Here is a 16,951-nt window from a genome sequence, read left to right as displayed (position 1 = left end):
CGGAAGCATCTCACGCGCAAGATACGACGCGTCACGGAGCCTACTGTTACGAGGAAATTAGGTCCGGACCGGACGCGCCCCGATCGGTGGGATCTTCCTCGTTTCGGCTGGCGCGTCGCCATGCTTGGTAGTCCTGCAAATCTTGCTCCACCAGGGAAAGGCAGACCGAGACGACGGCGGCGTCGTCGAGAAGCCCCACGACGGGAAGGGCGTCCGGCACCAGATCGAACGGGTTGAGGACGTAGAGAAGCGCGAAGCCCACCGCACTGAGCGTCCAGACCGGAAGGCAACGGTACCGCCCCGCCCGGACATCCCGAACCAGCCCTAGAAGCAAACGGCCCTCGTCCAGCAGCCGTCGGATTCCGCCGTCGTTCCGAAAACGTGCCTCGATCGCTTCGGCGCGATCGACCACCGTGTCGAGGTCCGCCTCGGTAATTCGCCGCGCATTCTCCCGGACGAACTCGGCATCGATTTGGGCCAGCCGGTCGGCGAGACGCGTGTCCCGGACGCCCTGAATTCGCTCTCGGAGTCGGGCAAAGACGGACGCGGAAGGGGAATTCTCCGACGGATCGCCCTGCGGGGCAGGCGAAGGAGTGGGCTGACCGTCGGCCATGTCGGGCGGAGCGATGTGAGAAACACGGGGAGAGTTTACGGGATGCGTGAACGAATGCTCCCTCCCTGCTTCCCGATCGTTTTTCCGATCAACGCCAAACCCAGTTTGCAATAACGGCAGCTTACGCCCACTGACTCTTTCCCTTCCGTTTTTTATACTGAGCCCCGAGGTCTTTTCACCACCCCCTTTCCGTGCGCATGCACCTGAGCATAGAGCAGATCAACGATGCCGTCCAGTTTCGCGGCACGAACGGCGACCACGACGTGACGATTGCCTCGACGGGCGACCAGGAGGGCCTGAGCCCAATGGAAATGGCCGCCCTGAGTGTCGTCGGCTGCAGCAGCATCGACCTCCTGACGATTCTGGAGAAGCAGAAACAGACCGTCGACGACTTCCACGCCGAGATTGACGGGACGCGGGCCGAGGAGCCGCCCCGCGTCTTCACCGACCTGCACTTGCACTACCGGCTCGACGGCGACGTGGCCCCGGACAAGGTGCGCCGGGCCATCAACCTGAGCCTTGACAAGTACTGCTCGGTGTCGAACATGGTCGACCAGACCGCCACCATCACGTTCGCCTTCACCGTCAACGGCGAGCAGTACGAGCAGGACGAGCAGTCGCCGGTCGGTGATTGATGCCCCCTCATCCCCTTCGGCCTACGTCTGCATCACGCCGGGATTGAAGCGCTCCAGCGTGGGGTTGTGGTCCACCATGTCCAGGCCGCGGGCGAGCCACTCGCGCGTGTTGTGCGGGTCGATGAGGGCGTCTACCCACAGACGGGCCGCCGCGTAGTACGGCGTCGTCTGCTCCTCGTAGCGGTCCTGGATTTTGGACAGCAGCGCCTGCTCGTCCTCCTCCGACAACTCCTTGCCCTGTTTCTCGAGCTGGCGCACCTTGATTTGCTTGAGTACCTTGGAGGCCTGCTGCCCGCCCATCACCGCGATCTTGGCGGTGGGCCAGGCCAGGACGAGGCGCGGGTCGTAGGCCCGCCCGCACATCGCGTAGTTGCCGGCGCCGTACGAGTTGCCCACCACGACGGTGAGCTTAGGCACGGTCGAGTTGGACACCGCGTTGACCATCTTCGCCCCGTCCTTGATGATGCCCCCCTGTTCGGCCCGCTTCCCCACCATGAAGCCCGTCACGTCCTGAAAAAAGACGATCGGGATCTCCTTCTGGTTGCAGTTCATGATAAAGCGGGCCGCCTTGTCCGCGGCGTCGGCGTACACGACGCCCCCCACCTGAATTTCCCCCTTCGAGTCGAGGTCCGTCCGGTTGCGCACCACGGCCCGCTGGTTCGCCACGACCCCCACGTTCCACCCGTCGATGCGGGCGTAGCCGGTGAGGAGGGTGCGCCCGTAGCCCTCCTTGTACTCGGTCCAGGACTCCGCGTCGACGATCCGGGCCAGGATCTCGCGCATGTCGTACTGGCCGTTCCCCTCCGCCGGGAAAAGGCCGTATAGTTCGTCCGCCGGGTAGGCGGGCTCGGCCGGCTCCTTTCGGGCGTACCCGAAGCGCTCCACCGGGCCGGAGTGGTCCACGATCGACCGGATCTTGTCGAGCGCCGCCTCGTCGTCCTCCACCTTGTAGTCCACCACGCCGGAGATTTCGGAGTGGGTGGTGGCGCCCCCGAGCTCCTCCTTCTCCACGTCCTCCCCGATGGCCGCCTTCACGAGGTACGGCCCCGCCAAAAACACAGAGCCGGTGTCCTCTACGATGATGGCCTCGTCGCTCATAATGGGCAGATAGGCCCCGCCGGCCACGCAGCTCCCCATGATGGCCGCAATCTGCGGAATGCCCTTGCTCGACAGCTTCGCGTTGTTGCGGAAGATGCGGCCGAAGTCGTCCTCATCAGGGAAAATTTCGTCCTGCATCGGCAGGTACACGCCCGCCGAGTCGACGAGGTAGATGATGGGCACATGGTTCTCCAGCGCAATTTTTTGTGCGCGGAGGTTTTTCTTAGCCGTAATCGGAAACCAGGCCCCCGCCTTCACGGTGGCGTCGTTCGCCACGATCATGCACTCCTGGCCGCTAACGGGCCCCAGCCCCATGACCGTCCCCCCTGCCGGGCATCCCCCTTCGTCCTCGTACATCTCGTACCCGGCAAACAGGCCCAGCTCCCCAAACGCCGCCGGGTCGTCGACCAGGTACTCGATCCGCTCGCGGGCCGTGAGCTTGCCCCGCTCGTGCTCGCGTTCAATCTTTTCCGCCCCGCCCCCCATCCGCACCTCCGCGGCGCGGTCCTTCATCGTTTCGACGAGGGCCTGGTAGTGGGCCGCCTGCTCCTGAAACGAAGCGCTTTCAACGGGGGATTCGGTGCCGAGTGTACCGGAGTCAGACATGCAGCAAGAAACTTTGCGGACGACAAAATGAGTGTGATGCTGCTCCCAAACTAACCGACGCGGTCCCCAATCCAAAACGCGTCGCCGCCCCCGGGATGCTGTCCGCCTCACGGCGTCGCGCGGCCCGGGGCGACTAAAAAATGACTCCGACCGGGAACCTATCGGGAGCAAAGCGTCCAAGGGGGGCCTCGATCTACACTTATTGGTGACAAAGAGACGAAGACGCATGAACAAACAGAAGACGCTCTTTTCTAGCCCATTTCGTCGCGTGCATCGGTCCCGCCGGCGGACCCGGCTGGATGGACTCCGGACCCGGAAAAAGCGACGGGTAAAGCAGATCCGAAAGGCCCTCCAGCGGGCCGGGCGCCCCGAGAAGTGACTCCGCTTTGTCGCCGGACGCGCACAACCGGGCACACGCGACGAGCAGTTTTATCGTTGTCCCCAAACCGCCCTCCCTTGAACGCCTGCCTCGCGCAGGAGAGGACGACCGACATGCCCCCCAATCCCCAGAGATCTTCGCCGCCGCCGGACGGCAGATCGTCGTCTCTCCCCCCAACGGACCCACTGGAGCAGCTCCGGAGGGCCCGCCGAGCGCGCCGAGACACGGACGCGAAGGCGCCCGTGTGGTCCGAGGCTGAGCTCAAGCGGATTTGGCAGAACACCGCCGATTGATCCCCCCTCGCCCGCTCAAAAAATACAAAAAGCCCGTCCCCGGTTTGGGGACGAGCCCTTGTGGATGGGACTTGGAGGGCATGTTGACCAAGGCGCCCAATTGACGTGCGCGTCGCTGGGCCCCCAGCCCTAAACAAGCTACAGGATGGCGCTCATTTTGCGGCGAATCTCCTCGATGGGCTCCTCTGTTTTGTCGTGGATCAGACCAACAATTTTCGTGAAGTTGCCCCGCGCCCGCTTCATTTGTTTGTTGTCGAAGTCGGCATCGTCCCAGATGTCTTTAATCTGATCCCGAATCCGACGCCAGTCCTCATTCATTTTTTCCGTCGCCATGACCAATTTTGTTGGTTCGTGAACAGAATTGCGGCCTGCAAGACAAGTAATACCGCATTCCCAGCATCGGGGTTTCCTCAGTTTCGAGGAGGCGTACAGGGTGGGCCTCCTTCACGGCTCGCCCAGGCCTCGGGAAATTGAACGCAATCACAGATCGCTTCCCCCTCCCGCCCCGAACGGCAGGCCTGCCATTGAGTATCAAACACGCACTTGATTGTAGAGAAGCGGCCCCCTCCACATGCCCAACGTCGGGATCATCGGAGCCGGCATCAGCGGCCTCGCGGCCGCGTACCGACTTCAAGAGCACGGCCATTCGGTTCGCCTTCTGGAAGCCTCCGGGCACACGGGGGGCGTGATCCGCTCGGAGTCGTCGGAGGGCTTCCTGGTGGAGCACGGCCCCAACTCGATCCGGGCCGGGGCCGCCGGTCTGGAGACGCTGATCGACGCCCTCGACCTCCACGAGGACCGCGTCTGGGCCAACGACGCGGCCGATACCCGGTACGTGGTGCGCGACGGCCGACCTACACCCCTGCCTCGCTCCGTCGGCTCTTTCCTCACGACCGATTTGTTCTCGACCCGGGCGAAGTTGCGCCTCCTGGCGGAGCCCTTCATCGGACGGGCCGCGGCGGAGGAGGAGAGCGTGGCCCGGTTCACGGAGCGGCGCCTGGGCCCCGAGGTGCTCAACTATGCCGTCGCCCCCTTCGTGGGGGGCGTGTTCGCGGGGAGGCCCGACGACCTGTCGGTCCAGCATGCCTTCCGTCGCCTCGCCGCGCTCGAAGAAGAGTCCGGCTCCCTCCTCCTCGGCGCAATCCGACGGGCCTTGACCAGCGACGACGGTGCCCCCCCGGACACTCCGTCGGGCCTCTTCTCCTTCCGCAACGGCCTGCAGACGCTCCCCAACGCACTGGCCGACACGCTCGGCGACCGCATCCGCCTGAACGCCCCCGTCCACGCCCTCGCGCACGACGGCACCGCGTGGCGGGTGACGGTCTCGCCCCCGGATGCCCCCGCACACACCCGCTCCTTCGACGCCCTCGTCTGCACCGTGCCGCTCCATCGGCTCGCCGCGATGGAGATCGACACCCCCGTCGATCTTGCGCCCCTTGGGGAGGTGACCTATCCCCCGCTGAGTGTGCTTGCCCTCGGCTACGGGCGAGACGCCATCGACCACGCCCTCGATGGATTCGGGATGCTCGTGCCGCCGGTGGAGGACACGTTGGACGTCCTCGGGACCATCTTTTCCTCCACGCTCTTCCCCGGCCGCGCCCCGGAGGGGCACGTGCTTCTCACCACCTTCGTCGGTGGCGCACGCGCCCCCCACCACGCCACGTCCGACGCGGCGGCCCTTCAGGCCCGCGTGGCCCGCGACCTGGATTCACTCCTCGGTGTGGATGCGTCGCCGGTGTTTCGGCGCCTCGTCCACTGGCCCCATGCCATTCCGCAGTACGAGCTCGGGTACGGAACGGTCAAAGACACATTTGACGCCCTGGAGGCGGCCCACCCTCACCTTGCCTTTGCCGGCAACTACCGGGCGGGCGTATCGGTGGGCGATGCGCTTACCTCCGGCCTGGAGGCGGCCGACCGCCTGCTCGAGACGGACGAGCGGGCCGCGCAGCCTCACTGACGCCGCGCATCGGCCGTCCCCGTCTCGGCGGCCAGTTGCCGCACCAGCCGGCGCTTCACGACCGGCAGGAGCGTTTCCTGGTACGGGACGTCAAGGTCGGTTTTTGAGAAGTACGTGGCCGGGGTGGGCAGGTCGCGGCGTTCTTCGATGAGCTGGAGCTTGACGGACGACGGATTCGCGTCCACCTCTTCTTCCGGGACGGTCTTGCAGTGGACCGTTTTCAGGGCGCGGTGGGTCTCTCCGTCCCCCTCGATGAGCGACAGTGTATAGCGCAGGACGTGAAGCTCCTCGTCGTCCCGGTGGGGCACCATGAGATAGCCTTCCTGCACGTAGGACGGCACGATGCCTACCGTCTCAAGCTCCAGGTTGTCTTCCACCTCCTCGTAGACGGCCGTCCCTTCGTCGATGACTTCTCGGATGTGGGGCAGCGCCCACCGGATCAGGTCCTCCACCTCGGCCATCTCGCCCCCGTCGAGGTCCGGCCACTCGTAGGTGAGGGTTTTGTCCTCCCAATTGATGCCCGCGATGCGGCCGGTGTCGGGGGTGCGAAAATTTTCCGTCCGGTCCAGGATGGTGGAAAGCGCGCCGTGGAGCTTCGCGAGCCGGCCAAGGTGGGGGTAGACGCGTTGCTCCTCGAACGCGGAGCGGGCCGTTTCCAGGCCCGCAAGCACCTCGTACTGAGTGCGCTCAATGTCCTCGACGGCACTGGTAAACAGATTCAGGCTGAGGGGGTCCATGGGACTGGGGCGGAACGCGTGAATGTGAAGCGGCGGACAACGTTGTGCATAGAAATCATGCACGGGGTCGTCAACCGCCCAAAAACCATTCCGGCTCGGCGCCGTCTCCGGTCATTCCGGACGCATCTGTTCCATGAGGGCCTTCACCTGGCGACGCGGCATGCGGGTGAACGTGTTGAACTGGCCGCCCGCCGCCAGGGCTTCTCCGCCGTCGAACGTGACGACCTCGCCGTTCATGAACGCGGACAGGTCACTGAGAAGGAAGCTGGCCAGGGTGGCCAGCTCCTCGGGCTCCCCAAACCGACGCACCGGGACGCGCTCCCGCATTTTTTGCTCCAGGTCGTCGTCGGGCACGAGCCGGTCCCACGCGCCCTCGGTCGGGAAGGGGCCGGGGGCCACGGCGTTGAGGCGGATTCCTTCGCTTCCCCATTCCGCCGCCAGCGAGCGCGTCATGGCGACGATGCCAGCCTTCGACATAGCGCTGGGCACCACGTAGGCGCTGCCCGTCTCCGCGTAGGTGGTGGCGATGGAGAGCACGACGCCCTCCGCGTCCCGCTCCAGCCACCGCTGCCCGCAGGCCTGCGTGCAGTAGAAGGACCCGTACAGGTTCGTCTGGACAATGGCGTCGAAGCCGTTCGGCGAAATGTCCTCCGTCGGCGCCAGGAAGTTGGCCGCGGCGTTGTTGACGAGCCGCGTCACGGGCCCCTGGCGATCCTCCGCCTCCTCGAAGAAGGCCTGCACGGCCTCGTAATCGCGGACGTTGCACTGGATGCCCTCCGCGGCGCCCCCCGCCGCCTCGATGTCCCTCACCGTCTCGGCCAGCGGATCGGGGCGACGCCCGTTGATCGTCACAGCCGCGCCCAGGTCGGCAAACCGGAGGGCCATTGCGCGGCCCAGCCCGGTCCCGCCGCCGGTGACGACAATGTGCTGATCGGCGAGGAGGTCGGGCGCAAAGGAATCGGACATAGCAGGGAAAGCACGTTCACGTGGAAACCGATAGGCACAGTCTGTATGCCGGGGCCCCTACGCCGGTTCGCGGGTCCCCGATCGGTCAGCCTCCGGCTCGTCCTCGTCCGTCGCGTCGGGGGCGCCATCCCCCCGCGGATGCGGCGCCCCGCCGTCCACATCCTCCGGCGTGACCTCCACGTCCGTCACGTCCCGCTCTAGTCCCTCTACGATCGAGGAATCGAGGGCGCCCCGGTCGGCGGGCTGCCCCGGAAGCATGCGGCCCTGTCGATACTCCTCTAGGTCAAAGGCGTCCACCTGGATGTAGCGCTCCCGCGCCGCGTCGGCGCGGCGGACGAGGGCTCGGTCCTCCTCGGTAATCACACCGTGCTCCACCGCCTCTTCGAGGAGCTGATGAGGACGCCGCTTCGGTAGGTCGCCGGCACGAATCGCCGCCTTGATTTTCTGGCCGACGTGGTAGGCCTCGCGGCTGAGTCGGAACGCCCGCTCCAGCTCCCCCAGCGGCTGATCGGGATCGTCGGGCACGTACAGGTCCTCCGTGAGCCACTCGCGGGCGCCCGCCTTCTCCTGAATCGCCCGTGCGAGCGTGCTCCCCAGGTCGTCCCCCGGCCTCTCACCGATCGTGTTGAGGCGGGACCACGGCGCCACCAGGCCCCGCAGGAGCCAGGTCCCCCCCGGCACCTTCAGGTTCTCGAATAGGCCGTCGAACGCCTCCTGCATCTGCGCGAAGGCGTGCTGCATGCTCCAATGCAGGAAGGCCTCCTGTTCCTCCGGCCGGCCCTCTTTTTCGAACCGCGTGAGCACCGCCGTGCCCAGGTACATCCACGACAGGATGTCCGCAAAACGCCCTGTGATCTTCTCCTTCCGCTTCAGCATGCCCCCCAGGCTGCCCATCGCCAGGTCGGCAAAAAAGGCGAAGCTGGCCGACGCCCACGCCATCTTGCGGTAGTAAGGCGCGGCGGGGCCGCGTACCGGGCTGCTCGCCAGGCGGCCCCGGGTGAGGCTGAGGCCAAGAGCGCGAAAGCCGTTGCGCACCACGTGCCCGATGTGACTCCAGAAGGCGTCGTCGAAGGCGTCCACGTCCCCCTCCATCAAGGCCTCAATTTCGTCGAGGGCGTACGGGTGGCACCGGATCGCGCCCTGACCGAAGATCATCATCGTCCGCGTTAGGATGTTCGCCCCCTCCACCGTAATGCTGATCGGCTGCGCCTGGTAGGCCAGTCCCATCAGGTTGTTCGGCCCCTGCGAGATCCCGTTGCCCGCCAGCACGTCCATCCCGTCGTTCACCAGGTCGCGCTGCAGCTCGGTGGTGTTGTACTTCATGATGGCCGACACCACGCCCGGCTTCTCCCCCTGGTCCACCGCGCCGTTCGTGTACGTCCGTGCGGCATCCATGATGTACGTGTACCCGGCAATGCGCGCCAGCGGCTCCTCGATGCCCTCGAACTTCCCAATCGAAAGGCCAAACTGCTCGCGGATGGCGGCGTGCCCACCCGCCACACGCGTCACCATCTTGCCGCCCCCCACCGCCTGTGCCGGCAGCATGATGCCCCGCCCCGCCGAGAGCGCGTCCATCAGCATGGCCCAGCCTTCGCCCGCCCCGTCTCTCCCGCCGATGATGGCGTCCAGGGGCAGCACCACGTCCTCCCCCTCCGTGGGGCAGTTGAAGAACGCCACGCCGAGGGGGTCGTGGCGACGCCCCAGCTTGACGCCCGGCGTGTCGGTCGGCACAAGCGCACAGGTAATGCCCAGGTCTTCGCCTTTGCCCAGGTGATTTTCGGGGTCGTGCAGCTTGAACGCCAGGCCGAGCACCCCGGAAATGGCGGCCAGCGAAATGTAGCGCTTCTCCCAGTTGAGGCGCAGCTTCAGCTCTCCATCCTCGTCTTCAAACACCTCGCCGGTGGACTCCATCGCCCCCGCGTCCGACCCCGCGTTCGGCTCCGTGAGCGCAAACGAGGGCAGGATCTCGCCACTCGCCAGTTGCGGCAGGTAGTGGTCCTGCTGCTCGTCGGTGCCGTAGTGGAGCAGCAACTCGCCGGGGCCGAGGGAGTTGGGCACCATCACCGTGATGGACAGGGGCACCGAGTGCCCGCCCAGCTTCTGCACCACCGCACTCCGGGCGGCAACGGAAAAGCCTTTCCCGCCGTACGCCTCCGGAATGATGAGCCCGAAGAATCCCTTCTCCTTCAGGTAGTCCCACGTCTCGGCCGACAGGTCGCCGCGCTGGTGGACCTGCCAGTCGTCGACCATCGCACACACCTCCTCGCACGGCCCGTCTAGGAACGCCTGCTCGTCGTCGGAGAGCTCCGGGTAGAGCTGATCGAGGGTCTTCTCAAAGTCGGGCTTTCCGGAGAACAGCTCCCCCTCCATCCACACGGTTCCCGCGTCGATGGCCGTCTGCTCGGTCTCCGAGATGGTCGGCAGGAACTGAAGCGCTTCCATCAATCCCATCACGCCCGCGGACACCTGGCGCCGGATCGGCCCAATGTTGAAGACGGCCACGAGTCCCCCGTACGGGATCCAGACCCAGAGCGGCGCGCCGCCCCCGTAGAGCCCGACGGCTCCGGCCAGGGCCCACGCCCAGAGCGGCGCCCCGGTGTAGCCGAGTACAGCGAGCACGAGGAGCATTCCCCCGACAATACCGGCCGTCGGCATGCCGGCAAAGAAGTCAAACAACGGAAGAGTCATGGCGGGCCCTCTGAACTGGTGAACAGATTCGTGCGTCCCGGCCCGATCGTCGAACCGGGTGCAAACCGCTGTGGAGCGCTGGTTAACACCGTTAATTTACGTCATCATTATAATTAACGGTGTTATCCTCTGCAAGTTCACCGACAGGCCCTGTTCGGGTCCCACCCGAATACTTATGGCGTCCCACGGCCCTCCTCATCGCCTACTGCTGTAGCGGAACGTCCGTGCGGCCCCAGAAATGAACCACGGCTCTCAGAAGCGTTCTGCTCGGCGCGCTCCGCGGTGCGCATGGGCGCAGACCGAAGCAACGCTCCTCGTCTCCAAAGCATATGCCGGCGAATCCCCGGGCGCCGAAGCTGATCGACGTTAGAGATTCTGAGTGGTGGGCCGGTAGAGGATCTCGTTCACGTCAACGTCCTCCGGCTGCTCGATCGCAAACGCGACGGCCCGCGCAAACGAATCGGCCGACACGGCATGCTCGTCGTAGAGCGACTCAGTCTCCTCGGCCACGTCCCCTTCGGAGATCGTATCCGGCAGTTCCGATTCGACGGCCCCGGGGGAGATGATGGTCGTGCGGAGGCCGTAGGGTGTTGCCTCCTGGCGCAGCCCGTCGGAGAGGGCCCGCACGGCGTGCTTCGTGGCCGCGTACACGGCACTGCCCTCGTGTACCTCGTGGCCCGCGTCGGAGGCGACGTTGATGATGTGGCCGGACGCCTGCTCTTTCATGTAGGGCAGGGCCGCCGCAATGCCGTACAGGACGCCCTTCACGTTGACGTCGATCATCTGGTCCCACTCGTCGACGTTGAGCCGATCGAGCGGGGAGAGCGGCATGACGCCGGCGTTGTTGAGCATCACGTCGATGCGGCCGAACGCGTCGACCGCGGCGTCGACCAGGGCCTGGACCTGCTGGCGCTCGGTGACGTCGGTGGAGACGGCACGTGCCTCCCCGCCGCCCTCGACGATTTCGTCGGCGATCGTGTTGAGGCGCTGGGTACGCCGCGCCCCCAGCACGACACGGGCGCCATGGTCGGACAGATGCCGCGCGGCCGCCTCGCCGAGCCCGCTGCTGGCCCCCGTAATCACGACGACCTTCCCTTCAATTCTTGCGCTCATATACAAAACGGGTCGTACAAAAAGACCTGCCGTGTCTGATACAGAGGCGCGCCCGGCCCGTCAAAGCCGAAGGTTTTCGATCACGCCCGCGGCGCCCATCCCGCCCCCCACGCACATCGTGCAGAGGCCGTATCGCACCTCGCGGCGGATCATTTCGTGCAGCAGCGTGGCGGTGAGCTTCGCCCCGGTGCAACCGAGCGGGTGTCCCAGCGCAATCGCCCCACCATTCACGTTGACGATGTTCGGATCGAGCCCTACCTCTCGAATCACGGCCAGCGACTGCGAGGCAAAGGCCTCGTTCAGCTCCACGAGCCCAATGTCGTCGACCGAGAGCCCGGTTTGCGCCAGCGCCTGCGGGATCGCCTCCGCCGGCCCGATGCCCATGAGCTCCGGGTCGACGCCCGCCACGGCGAACCCCCTCAGCGCCCCGAGCGGATCCACGCCGAGGTCTGCGACCCGGTCGCCGCTCATCACGACGGTCGCGGCCCCCCCGTCGGACCGCTGGGAGGAGTTGCCCGGCGTGACGCTGCCGCCCTCCCGAAACGCGGCGGGCAGCTTGGCGAGCACGTCCAGGTTCGTGTCGCGACGCGGCCCCTCGTCGACCTCCAACGTCACGGTTTCGGTCGTGGCCTCCCCTGCGTGCCCGTTTGCCGACTGGTAGTGCGTCTCCTCCAGGGTCAGCGGCACCAGCTCGTCCTCGAACCGCCCCTGGTCGATGGCGTCCACCGCTCGCTCGTGGGAGCGCAGCGCGAAGCGGTCCTGGTCCTCCCGCGACACCCCGTACTCGTCGGCCACGTTTTCGGCGGTAATGCCCATGGAGACATACGTGCCCACTTTTTCCTCCGTCAGCTCCGGGTCCGGCTGAAAGAAGAAGCCACTCATCGGCACCTGGCTCATCGACTCCGCCCCGCCCGCCACGATCACGTCGGCCGTTCCCGTGGCGATTCGCTGCGAGGCCTGGGCGATCGTCTGCAGGCCCGACGAGCAGAAGCGGTTGACCGTCGCGCCCGGCACGTGGTCCGGCAATCCGGCCTTCTGCGCGATCAGGCGGCCCACGTTCATTCCCTGCGGGCCCTCCGGAAAGGCGCAGCCCATCAGCACGTCGTCCACCATCTCGGGCTCCAGGCCGTCGACGCGGCCCAGCGCCCCTGTCACGGCCTCGGCGCCGAGGTCCTCCGGCCGGTAGTGTGCGAGGGTGCCCTTCTCGGCCTTGCCGACGGGCGTGCGGACGCTACTGACAATGTAGGCGTCGTTTGTTGCTTTCATGGGTCTGGGTTGAAGGTTGGAGAGTTTGGGCGTTGAGTGTTTTGGGTTGGGGGTGAGCGGTGGGACAGGAACCGTAGACGAAAACACTTAGCGCACAACCCACCAACGCCAAACACCTAATTCCGGAGGGGCTTGTTGTGCTCCAGCATGTGCTGGATGCGGGCCTGGGTCTTCTCCTCGCCCAGAAGGCTTAGGAAGACCTCCCGCTCCAACTCGATCAGGTAGTCCTCGTGCACCTCCTGCGGGCTGCTCAGCTTCCCGCCGCACATCACTTTCCCGAGCTGCGTGGCGAGGTGCTCGTCGTACTCGGTGATGTACTTCCCCTCGCGGTACTGCATCAGGGCCACCTTGAAGGTGGAGAGCGTTTTCGCCCCGAGCACTTTGATCTTGTTCATCACAGGCGGCGGGGCGTAGCCCTGCTCGCTGAGGCGCAGCACCTCCTGCTTCGCGGCGTAGAGGCGTCGGTCCTCGTGCATCACGACGCGCGTGTTCTCGGGCAGGAAGCCCATCTCGATGCCCTGCGCGGCACTCTCGGCCACCTCGGCCATCGCCACCGTCTCGAAGTAGGGGCGCAGGTGATCCTGGATCGCGTTGTGGTTGTCGTTCGGGGCGTCCTGCGCGGCCCTGGCGGCGAGGCGCATGGTGCCGGTCCCGGCGGGAATGAGCCCCACGCCCAGCTCCACGAGGCCGATGTACGTCTCGGCGGCGGCCACCGGGTGCGGGCAGGCCATCGCCATCTCGCAGCCGCCCCCCAGCACGCGCTGGTGCGGGGCCACCACCACCGGCGACGACGCGTACCGCACCTGCTGGATCGTCCGCTGAAATTCGTCGATGTACTGGTCGATCACGTCGAACGCGCCCTCCGAGGCCGCCATTGCCATCTCCCCCAGGTTGGCCCCGACGGAGAAGTTTTTGCCCTCGTTGCCCACGATCATTCCGCGCAGGTTGGCGTCCTGCTCCACCCGCCCGACGCACTCCCGGAGCCCCATCATCACGTCGCGCCCCAGGGTATTGGCCTTCGACCGAAACTCGAAGAGGGCCACCCCATCGCCCACGTCGAGCAGGGCCGCGTCGTCGGTGCTCCAGAGCTCGTTCGCGGCGTCCTGCTTGATCGGGGCGAGGCGAAGTTCGTCTGCCGGCCGCGGATCGGGCTCGTGCCGGTCGGCGTGGGGCATGAAGACCGCCTGCTCGCCGTCTCGCGTGTCGTAGAAGGTTTCGCCCCGCTCGTGCATGGCGTGGACCCAGCCCGGCACGTCGAAGGCCTGCGCCTCCAGGCCGTCGAGGACGGTCTCCATCCCGAGGGCGTCCCACATCTCGAACGGCCCCATCGTCCACCCGAATCCCCAGCGGATGGCCCGGTCCACGTCCGCCGGGTTGTCGGAGACCTCTCCGAGGCGGTTCGCACTGTAGGCCAGCAGCTCCAGCGTCGTCTCCCGGAAGAACCGCCCCGCTCGGCCGTCGTCCTCGTAGAGGGCCTGGAGGCGGGCCGACAGCCCCCCCGCGTTCCAGACTGCCCCGAGATCGCCAAGCTCCTCGTCCGCCGCGCTCGTGTAGCCGAGGGTGTCCGGGTCCACCGACTTGATCTCTCCATCTTCTTTCTTGTAGAATCCGGCCTTCGTCTTCTCCCCCAGCCGGCCGTCATCCACGAGGCGCTCCAGCACGTCCGGCACGGCGAACGCCTCGCGCTGCGCCTCGTCGTCGACCAGCTCCCGCAGGTTGGTAGCCACGTCCATCAGTACGTCGAGCCCCACGAGGTCGGCGGTGCGGAAGGTCGCGGACTTGGGCCGGCCCGAGATCGTTCCCGTCAGCGTATCGATCTCTTCGATCGTGTAGTCGCCGTCGGTGAAGTAGCGGATCGCCTGCAGCTGGGCGAAGACGCCGATCCGGTTGCCGATGAAGTAGGGGACGTCGTTCGCCACGACGATGCCCTTGCCCAGCCGCAGCCGCCCAAACTGCGCCACCCGCTCCGTGACGTCCGGATCGGTGGCGTCGGTGGGCACCAACTCCAAAAGCTTCAGGTAGCGCGGCGGGTTGTAGAAGTGGGTGCCCAGAAAGCGGCGCTTGAAGTCTGCGGACCGCCCCTCGGTGATGGCGTGAATGGGCAGCCCGCTGGTGTTCGTGGAGATGACCGCGTCGTCCGCGGCGTGCGCCTCGATGCGGGCGTGCACGTCGCGCTTCACGTCCATCCGCTCCACGACCGCCTCCACAATCCAGTCAACGGCCCCGATTCGATCGAAATGCTCCTCGAAGTTGCCGAGGTGGACCCGGTCGGCCGCCTCGTCGGCGAAGAAGGGGTCGGGGCTCGCCTCACGGGCCTGCTCAAAGCCCTCCCGCACGACGGCGTTCGGATCGTCGTCGTCCGGCGCAATGTCGAGCAGGTGCACCTCCAGGCCGGCGTTGGCGAGGTGTGCCGCGATCTGCGCGCCCATGGTGCCGGCCCCCAGCACGGCCGCAGTCCGGAACGGGGGGTGCGTGGGGGGGGGCTCCAGGTCGAGAGCGCGCGTGTCAAGGGATGTGGTGTCCATGGCGTCAGTTCGGGACGTGAATGAGAACAGATTTGTCGACGTTAACGGCGTTAACCGCGGGCATCAAGATCCGGAATCGCTTCCAGCCCGAGGGAGGCGCCTAGACAGCCCCGCCTCTCTGCGTGCATCACACCTCCACCAGAACCACCCCCCGTCCGCCCCCCGCTCCGTCTTCGTCGTACAGGGCCTCAATCTCGTCGGCGTAGGCCGTCCGCACCTCCGGCCGGCGGATCTTCATGGTCGGGGTCATTAGGTCCGAGTCCACGGTCAGTTCGTCGGGGACGAGGGCCAGGCGCTTGACGGTCGACCAGGGCTCCATCCCTTCGTTCGCGCTCTGCACGATCGACCGGTACGCATTCACAATGTCGGGCTCAGTCAGGAGATCTTCAATGTCTCGCTCGGCGCCCAGGCCCCGTTCGGACGCCAGCGCCTGCGCCTGGTCCGGGGCCGGAAACAGCAGGGCCGCACAGAACTTGCGGTCCCGGCCTACGACGACGGCGTTGTCCACCAGCGGGTCACTTCCCATTCGGTTCTCGATGGGCTGGGGCATCACGTACTTTCCGGTTGAGAGTTTGAAGAGGGCCTTCTTGCGGTCGGTGATTTTGAGAAAGCCGTCTTCGTCGAACTCGCCGATGTCCCCGGTGTGGAGCCATCCGTTCTCTTCCATGACGGCGTCCGTCTCGTCGGGGGCCTTGTAGTAGCCCTGCATTACGTGGGGGCCCCGCGTTAGGATTTCTCCGTCCTCCGCAATTTTGACCTCCACGCCGGGCAGGGGCTCGCCCACCGTGCCGGGCTTGTTGCGCTGGGGGCGGGTGTAGGAGATCACCGGGCTCGTCTCGGTCAGGCCGTATCCCTGAAGCGTCGTGATGTCCGCCGCCGCCAGGATGTTGGCGAGGTCCGGCTGGAGGGCCGCCCCTCCTACGACCACGTATTTCACCCGGCCCCCAAAGGCAGCTCGCCACTTTCGAAACACGAGCCGGTCCGCCGCTGCGCGCTTGAGGGCGTAGAGGGGCGGCTGCGACCGGGTCATGTCGTAGTCCTGCGCCACCTGGAGCCCCCACTCCCCGATGCGCTTCTGAAGCCCCTGCATGCCCATCACCTTCTTCTTGATGCCGGCGTACACCTTTTCGAGGACGCGCGGGACCGACGCGAAGACCGTCGGTCGCACCTTCGGCAGGGCGTCCACGAGGTCGTCGGGGTGGGCGAAGTAGATGCTGATGCCCCGCATCATGTAGGCGTACTGCAGCATGCGGGCGAACACATGCGTGAGGGGCAGGAACGAGATCACCACTTCCCCTTCCGGACCGGTCTCGAAGTCGTCGATCTCCGCGATCGACGTAATGGCGTTCGACGAGATGTTCTCGTGGGACAGCATCACGCCCTTGGGCCGCCCCGTGGTGCCACTCGTGTAGATGATGGTCGCGAGGTCCTGGGGGTCGATTTCCGCCCGCAGGTCGTCGACGGCCGCGGACGGGTCCTCAACCTCGGCGCGGCCGAGGGCCTGAACGGCCTCCAGCGTCTTTAGCGTCACCCGGTCCGGCAGGTCCGGGCGGGCGTCCTCGTCGCCGGGGTCGCAGACGATGACCGTCTCGATGCGGGGCAGGTCCGGGAGCAGGGCCGCGGCCTGCCCGAGGCGCTTCGGGTTGGAGACGACGAGCGCCTCTGCCTCGGCGTGGTCGACGACGTACTGCATCTGCTCCGCCGCGCTCGACAGGTACAGCGGCACGTCGATGAGGCCCCCGATCAGGCACCCCATGTCGACGACACAGTAGTGCACGTCGCTCTCCAGGAGGAGGGCCACCTTCGCCCCCTGCTCCAGGCCGAGGGCACGCAGGCCCAGGGCCGTCGCTTCCGCCCGCCGCCGAAATTGATCGAGCGACATGGGCACCCAGCCCTCGTCGGTCGGCTGGTTCAGGGCCTGGGGGTTGTCGTACGCGTCGGTGGCCTCGTACAGCAGATCAGGGATGGTCCGCCCCCGCACGCAGGGACCAGCATCTGGGGGCGCCGTGTAAATGGGACCGGACATGAGCTGCGGGTCAGCATCGGTGAAAGGAAACCCGGCACCACGCCGAGGG

General features: G+C 66.4%; 12 protein-coding genes. 2 read left to right on the top strand and 10 right to left on the bottom strand.

Annotated features, from left to right (window positions below):
• Positions 1-46: 46 nt before the first annotated feature.
• The gene (locus tag SRU_RS06510; protein ID WP_237702008.1) at positions 47-613 is read right to left on the bottom strand and encodes a YkvA family protein; all 567 of its coding nucleotides are present in this window, start codon (positions 611-613) and stop codon (positions 47-49) included.
• Between the two features lie 197 nt (positions 614-810).
• Here SRU_RS06510 and SRU_RS06505 point away from each other — a divergent pair, with 197 nt between their 5' ends.
• The gene (locus tag SRU_RS06505; protein ID WP_118828842.1) at positions 811-1,248 is read left to right on the top strand and encodes an OsmC family protein; all 438 of its coding nucleotides are present in this window, start codon (positions 811-813) and stop codon (positions 1,246-1,248) included.
• Between the two features lie 21 nt (positions 1,249-1,269).
• On the opposite strand, the gene SRU_RS06500 is transcribed toward SRU_RS06505, so the two are convergent.
• Both SRU_RS06500 and SRU_RS06495 read right to left on the bottom strand, forming a co-directional pair.
• Positions 1,270-2,952 (bottom strand): acyl-CoA carboxylase subunit beta, encoded by a 1,683-nt coding sequence (locus SRU_RS06500; RefSeq protein ID WP_118828841.1) that lies wholly within the window; start codon positions 2,950-2,952, stop codon positions 1,270-1,272.
• Positions 2,953-3,762: 810 nt separating this feature from the next.
• Positions 3,763-3,957, bottom strand: coding sequence for a general stress protein CsbD (locus SRU_RS06495; protein ID WP_118828840.1), 195 nt, complete (start codon positions 3,955-3,957; stop codon positions 3,763-3,765).
• 238 nt (positions 3,958-4,195) lie between these two features.
• Between SRU_RS06495 and hemG the strand changes: the two genes are divergently transcribed.
• Positions 4,196-5,581: a protoporphyrinogen oxidase gene (gene hemG, locus SRU_RS06490; protein WP_011403969.1), complete on the top strand. Its 1,386-nt coding sequence runs from the start codon at positions 4,196-4,198 to the stop codon at positions 5,579-5,581.
• Here the strand turns inward: hemG and SRU_RS06485 are convergent.
• From SRU_RS06485 to SRU_RS06455, 7 genes are all read right to left on the bottom strand, one after another.
• Positions 5,575-6,318: a hypothetical protein gene (locus tag SRU_RS06485; protein WP_237702006.1), complete on the bottom strand. Its 744-nt coding sequence runs from the start codon at positions 6,316-6,318 to the stop codon at positions 5,575-5,577. The two genes, hemG and SRU_RS06485, sit on opposite strands and share 7 nt — an antisense overlap.
• Positions 6,319-6,429: 111 nt before the next feature.
• Positions 6,430-7,284: an SDR family oxidoreductase gene (locus SRU_RS06480; protein ID WP_011403967.1), complete on the bottom strand. Its 855-nt coding sequence runs from the start codon at positions 7,282-7,284 to the stop codon at positions 6,430-6,432.
• A gap of 57 nt (positions 7,285-7,341) precedes the next feature.
• Positions 7,342-9,972, bottom strand: coding sequence for an acyl-CoA dehydrogenase (locus tag SRU_RS06475; protein ID WP_118828839.1), 2,631 nt, complete (start codon positions 9,970-9,972; stop codon positions 7,342-7,344).
• A 366-nt stretch (positions 9,973-10,338) separates the two neighbouring features.
• Entirely contained in the window at positions 10,339-11,085 is a 747-nt protein-coding gene (locus tag SRU_RS06470) for an SDR family oxidoreductase (protein WP_011403965.1), read from the bottom strand.
• A gap of 60 nt (positions 11,086-11,145) precedes the next feature.
• On the bottom strand, positions 11,146-12,351 hold the full coding sequence (locus tag SRU_RS06465) for a thiolase family protein (RefSeq protein ID WP_011403964.1): 1,206 nt from the start codon (positions 12,349-12,351) through the stop codon (positions 11,146-11,148).
• Positions 12,352-12,467: 116 nt separating this feature from the next.
• Positions 12,468-14,876: a 3-hydroxyacyl-CoA dehydrogenase/enoyl-CoA hydratase family protein gene (locus SRU_RS06460; RefSeq protein ID WP_011403963.1), complete on the bottom strand. Its 2,409-nt coding sequence runs from the start codon at positions 14,874-14,876 to the stop codon at positions 12,468-12,470.
• A gap of 127 nt (positions 14,877-15,003) precedes the next feature.
• Positions 15,004-16,902 (bottom strand): AMP-dependent synthetase/ligase, encoded by a 1,899-nt coding sequence (locus SRU_RS06455; RefSeq protein WP_011403962.1) that lies wholly within the window; start codon positions 16,900-16,902, stop codon positions 15,004-15,006.
• Between the last annotated feature and the right edge of the window lie 49 nt (positions 16,903-16,951).

Source organism: Salinibacter ruber DSM 13855, from assembly GCF_000013045.1.
Taxonomy (GTDB): Bacteria; Bacteroidota; Rhodothermia; order Rhodothermales; family Salinibacteraceae; genus Salinibacter; species Salinibacter ruber.
This window is presented reverse-complemented; position numbering and strand designations above follow the sequence as displayed.

Coding starts and splice junctions, on each gene's coding strand:
- SRU_RS06510 (WP_237702008.1), bottom strand. CDS start 613: ATGGCCGACGGTCAGCCCACTCCTTCGCCTGCCCCGCAGGGCGATCCG.
- SRU_RS06505 (WP_118828842.1), top strand. CDS start 811: ATGCACCTGAGCATAGAGCAGATCAACGATGCCGTCCAGTTTCGCGGC.
- SRU_RS06500 (WP_118828841.1), bottom strand. CDS start 2,952: ATGTCTGACTCCGGTACACTCGGCACCGAATCCCCCGTTGAAAGCGCT.
- SRU_RS06495 (WP_118828840.1), bottom strand. CDS start 3,957: ATGGCGACGGAAAAAATGAATGAGGACTGGCGTCGGATTCGGGATCAG.
- hemG (WP_011403969.1), top strand. CDS start 4,196: ATGCCCAACGTCGGGATCATCGGAGCCGGCATCAGCGGCCTCGCGGCC.
- SRU_RS06485 (WP_237702006.1), bottom strand. CDS start 6,318: ATGGACCCCCTCAGCCTGAATCTGTTTACCAGTGCCGTCGAGGACATT.
- SRU_RS06480 (WP_011403967.1), bottom strand. CDS start 7,284: ATGTCCGATTCCTTTGCGCCCGACCTCCTCGCCGATCAGCACATTGTC.
- SRU_RS06475 (WP_118828839.1), bottom strand. CDS start 9,972: ATGACTCTTCCGTTGTTTGACTTCTTTGCCGGCATGCCGACGGCCGGT.
- SRU_RS06470 (WP_011403965.1), bottom strand. CDS start 11,085: ATGAGCGCAAGAATTGAAGGGAAGGTCGTCGTGATTACGGGGGCCAGC.
- SRU_RS06465 (WP_011403964.1), bottom strand. CDS start 12,351: ATGAAAGCAACAAACGACGCCTACATTGTCAGTAGCGTCCGCACGCCC.
- SRU_RS06460 (WP_011403963.1), bottom strand. CDS start 14,876: ATGGACACCACATCCCTTGACACGCGCGCTCTCGACCTGGAGCCCCCC.
- SRU_RS06455 (WP_011403962.1), bottom strand. CDS start 16,902: ATGTCCGGTCCCATTTACACGGCGCCCCCAGATGCTGGTCCCTGCGTG.